Consider the following 704-nt stretch of genomic DNA (forward strand, 5'->3'; position numbering starts at 1 on the left):
GAGCTGCTCTCCAAGTACGACTTCCCGGGCGATGACATCCCCATGGTCAAGGGTTCGGCGCTGAAGGCGCTCGAAGGCGACAAGGGCGATCTGGGCGAAGGCGCCATCATGGCCCTGGCCGATGCGCTGGATAGCTACATCCCGACGCCTGAGCGCGCTGTGGATCAACCGTTCCTGATGCCGATCGAAGACGTGTTCTCGATCTCGGGTCGCGGTACGGTGGTGACCGGTCGCGTCGAGCGCGGCATCGTCAAGGTCGGCGAAGAAATCGAAATCGTCGGTATCAAGGACACGGTCAAGACCATTTGTACCGGTGTTGAAATGTTCCGCAAGCTGCTCGACCAAGGTCAAGCAGGCGACAACGTCGGCATCCTGCTGCGCGGCACCAAGCGTGAAGACGTCGAGCGCGGCCAAGTGCTGGCCAAGCCCGGTTCGATCAAGCCGCACAGCCACTTCACCGGCGAGATCTACGTGCTGTCGAAGGACGAAGGTGGTCGTCACACCCCGTTCTTCAACAACTACCGCCCGCAGTTCTACTTCCGCACGACGGACGTGACCGGCTCGATCGCACTGCCGGAAGGCACCGAAATGGTCATGCCGGGCGACAATGTGTCGATCACCGTCAAGCTGATCGCGCCGATCGCCATGGAAGAAGGTCTGCGTTTCGCCATCCGTGAAGGCGGTCGTACCGTCGGCGCAGGTGT

Annotated in this window: 1 protein-coding gene; it reads left to right on the plus strand. The window is 61.5% G+C overall.

Going from position 1 to position 704, the window contains the following annotated elements; translation table 11 throughout:
- A partial coding sequence (locus ABDB84_RS20020; RefSeq protein WP_345921552.1) for an EF-Tu C-terminal domain-related protein occupies positions 1-704 on the plus strand: 704 nt, incomplete at both ends.

It is taken from the genome of Uliginosibacterium sediminicola (assembly GCF_039631295.1).
Taxonomy (GTDB): Bacteria; Pseudomonadota; Gammaproteobacteria; order Burkholderiales; family Rhodocyclaceae; genus Viridibacterium; species Viridibacterium sediminicola.